Origin of the sequence: Ferruginibacter sp., from assembly GCF_031430955.1 — a bacterium.
In the GTDB taxonomy this organism is placed as follows: domain Bacteria; phylum Bacteroidota; class Bacteroidia; order Chitinophagales; family Chitinophagaceae; genus Ferruginibacter.
This window is the reverse complement of sequence record NZ_JANPCM010000217.1, coordinates 1-3,677: the sequence shown is the minus strand read 5'-3', so window position 1 is coordinate 3,677 and position 3,677 is coordinate 1. Positions and strand designations below refer to the sequence as shown.

General features: G+C 38.4%; 3 protein-coding genes. 1 reads left to right on the top strand and 2 read right to left on the bottom strand.

The window, feature by feature from the left end; translation table 11 throughout:
- Positions 1-1,697: M1 family aminopeptidase (locus ACY65O_RS06205; RefSeq protein ID WP_462219985.1), on the top strand; the 1,697-nt coding region annotated here is incomplete at its 5' end.
- 271 nt (positions 1,698-1,968) lie between these two features.
- Here ACY65O_RS06205 and ACY65O_RS06200 read toward each other — a convergent pair.
- On the bottom strand, positions 1,969-2,736 hold the full coding sequence (locus tag ACY65O_RS06200) for a 3-keto-disaccharide hydrolase (protein WP_462219984.1): 768 nt from the start codon (positions 2,734-2,736) through the stop codon (positions 1,969-1,971).
- A 234-nt stretch (positions 2,737-2,970) separates the two neighbouring features.
- On the bottom strand, positions 2,971-3,677 hold a 707-nt coding region (locus ACY65O_RS06195), incomplete at its 5' end, for a glutamate dehydrogenase (protein ID WP_462219983.1).

Here is a 3,677-nt window from a genome sequence, read left to right as displayed (position 1 = left end):
TAAAAGCCAAAATTGATCCGTATAAGAAATTGCTGTACGGTGAAGCCACAATAACATATCATAATAATAGTCCAGATACATTACAGGAAGTGACTTTTCATACCTATCACGATTATTACAAGCCAGGGGCAGCGAGGCAGGGGTTATTTGTCAAAAACAATTTTCCAACTAACGATGGTGTAATAATTGACACAATAGTCGTAAACAGAGAAGCCATTAATTTAAATAATGCAGACAGCTTAGCACACAAAGGGACCAATTACAGCATCGTATTAAAAAAGCCACTAGCCCCTAATGGTGCAGTTCAACTTGTTATCAAATGGCATTATACGATTCCGGGAAAGGGCTTTGAGCGCAGTGGGGCAATTGACAGTACTTCCATGTTCATTGCTTACTGGTATCCCGAAATGGCTGTGTATGATGACATAGATGGATGGGATAGAATTGTATACAATGCCGCAACTGAATTTTATCATGATTATGCGGATTATGAGATTGAGATTGAAGTGCCGGATAATTTTATGGTATGGGCATCAGTACCGCCAATTAATGAAGATGAAGTATATTCAAAAACCCAGCTCGAAAGATTAAATAAAGCGAAGAAGAGCACTGAGCCCATACAGGTATATTCGGCAGCAGATTTTAAAACTTCTTCATCAGGCAAAATGTTGAAATGGAAATACAGCGCAAAATATTTTCCCGATTTTTCCTTTGCTCTTAGCGACCATTTTGTTTGGGATGCTTGTATGTATAAAGATTCATTAGGCGAATTTTTTATAAATACTGCTTATCCTGAAGATCACCTATCGTTTAAACAGTGGTTGAAAGCCATTGGCGAAAATTTAAAAATGTTTCATACTGAGTTCCCACGTTATTTGTTTCCATACAAATACTTTACAATTTTTAACGGGCTTGAAGGAGGAGGCATGGAATTTCCGGGAATGGTAAATAATGAAGCAATTACGAAGGAACAGTTGGAGCAGGGCACCGGGGTAAAGATGAGTGATTTTGGTGCAATTCGTTTAGCCACCGGTCATGAAATGTGCCACATGTATTTTCCGTTTATGATGGGTATTCATGAGAAAAAATATGCATGGATGGATGAAGGAATGGCTAATTTTGTGTGGCGATTTTTACACCTCAATTCTGAGATTAAACTTGATCAATCATACATGGCCTCGCAAAGCATGGCTCCTGTTATGGTACCCAGCCATCTTTTGCAAAACAGTTCAATAAATACCTACACCGTTTCATATTATTCTTATTATTCATTGTACCAGCTTCTGGGAAAAGATCTTTTTAATAAATGTTTAAAGACCTACATGGATACCTGGAAATACAGGCATCCTACTCCCTTCGACTTTATGTTCACATTTAATAAAGTATCCGGCACAGACCTTAACTGGTTTTGGAAAAAGTGGTATTTCGACTGGGGCTATATGGACATTGGTATAAAAATATTTAAGGATAATATATTAACCGTAGAAAATTTTGGTGGAAGACCAATGCCATTCACTATAAAAGTGCATTTTGCTGATGACACATTTTTACAGCATGATGTGAGCCCGGCAGTATGGAAAGATACACCAACATACACCAAAAGAATTGATGCAAAGAAGAAAATCATATCTGTTGAAATAAAGGTTTTAGACAATGGAGATGCTGTGGAAGGTAATAATATCCTTTCATTTAAATAGTAAATAATAAATGCACATGCAGCCAACATTGGTATTGCCAATAGTGGGGCTCGACGTTGAAACAATCAGCAGCGGCAATTCTGCTGTACTGCGGTTCGGGGCTTGACGAATAAAGCCAAGCTTTAGTTCTTAATATTTAACTTTATCAAAAGCCAGGCAGCAGTTCCGGGCGGACGAATATAAAATTCCCCACCATCGGCAATACCTGCCCGTTTTCAGAATAATTGTTGTCTCAGCAAATCAAGAGAAAATAAATGAAAGATTTTTTTTCTCACAACTCCCTCACCCAAATATTTCTGTAACTAATCGGCTCACTCGGATCGCCGTGGTCTTGTAATTTTATTGGTGCAGCACCATGCTTTTTGTAATAAGGTTTACCAATGTAAACGGTTATGCCGTTTACCTCTACATTATTTTGTACCAGCACACCATTTTGTAAAGCTGTAATCCGGCCGTTAGTTTTTATGGTACCGTCTTCATTAAATCGTGGGGCTGTCCATACAATATCGTACGATTGCCATTCGCCGGGTTTTTTGCAAACATTGGCCAAAGGAACAGCTTGTTTGTAAATACTGGCGGCCTGTCCGTTTACATAAGTTTTATTATCATAATTATCCAGTACCTGTATTTCGTAGCCTTCATCACCGGGGCCGGTAGCCGCTAAAAAAACACCGCTGTTGCCACGTGCCTGTCCGCTGCCGGTAATGTTTGCAGGTATGCGCCACTCAATATGCAACTGGTAATCGGTAAAAGATTTTTTAGTTTGAATATTACCGGTACCTTTTTTTACAGTGATGGCTTTTTTGGCAACCGTCCACAGGGCAGGTTTTGTACTGTCTTTTGTAGAAACCCATTCGTCTAAATTTCTACCATCAAATAAAATGATGGCATCCGATGGTGCATCGCTGTTGGTTTTTCCGGGTTGTACTTTTATGGGTTCGGGTGTCCATACTTCGGTAAGCTTGGGGTCGCCCTGGGCAAAAGAAAAGCAAGAGCAAAATATTGCAGTAACAAAAAGTGTTAAAAATTTATTTTTCATATTTTTTTATTTTGAGGTATTTTTTTCAGTTTTTAAATCTAAACAAATCTATTGCAATCTTTTTAAAAAAAGATAAATGAAAATTGAGGTGGAAAAATAAAGCTAAGCCTTGGTTCGTGCCACGAACCAAGGCGGCGTGCAAAAAAGGTTATTGAGACACGAACATAGGCGAAGGCGGGCAAAAAAAAATCCCGGCAACAAACCGGGATTTTTTTATAACTCATTTTTAAATTTTTATGGAAATATGCCTAACTCATTATAACTGTTAGCCACTTTATTAATGGCACTTACATAAGCTGCAGTACGCATGTCAGGTATCGTGGGGTTATCTTTCCAAATCTGCATAATTTCTCTTGTTGCAGTAATCATGGTTTCTTCCAGGCCGCTGTGTACCAAATCCTGTTCTTCGGGGCCATGCATAATAAAATCCCTTTCTTTCTGGCTTACTTTTTTACCACTCAGTTCTTCAATTTGCCCAAGTATATGACCATTTAAATTTTCAGCAAATCGTTTTTCTAAACGGCCATAACGCACATGGCTTAAATTTTTCAGCCATTCAAAATAACTAACGGTAACGCCACCTGCATTTAAATACATATCAGGTACACATAAAAGCCCACGCCTTGTAAATTCTTCATCAGCTTCAGGCGTACAGGGGCCGTTAGCTGCTTCGCCAATAATTTTTGCTTTTACCCTTGGTGCATTATCGCCATTAATAACGTTTTCTAATGCAGCCGGAATTAAAATGTCGCATTCAAGTTCTAATGCATCTGTATTTTTTGCAAGATTAATTGCACCGGGGAAATTTAAAATAGAACCCGTTTTTTTACGGTGCTGAAATACTTCTTCTTCATTCAATCCCTCAGCATTCATAATAGCACCTTCATATTCTGCCAGTGCAATTACTTTTGCTCCTGCTTCTCTAAAAAATTTTGCGCTGT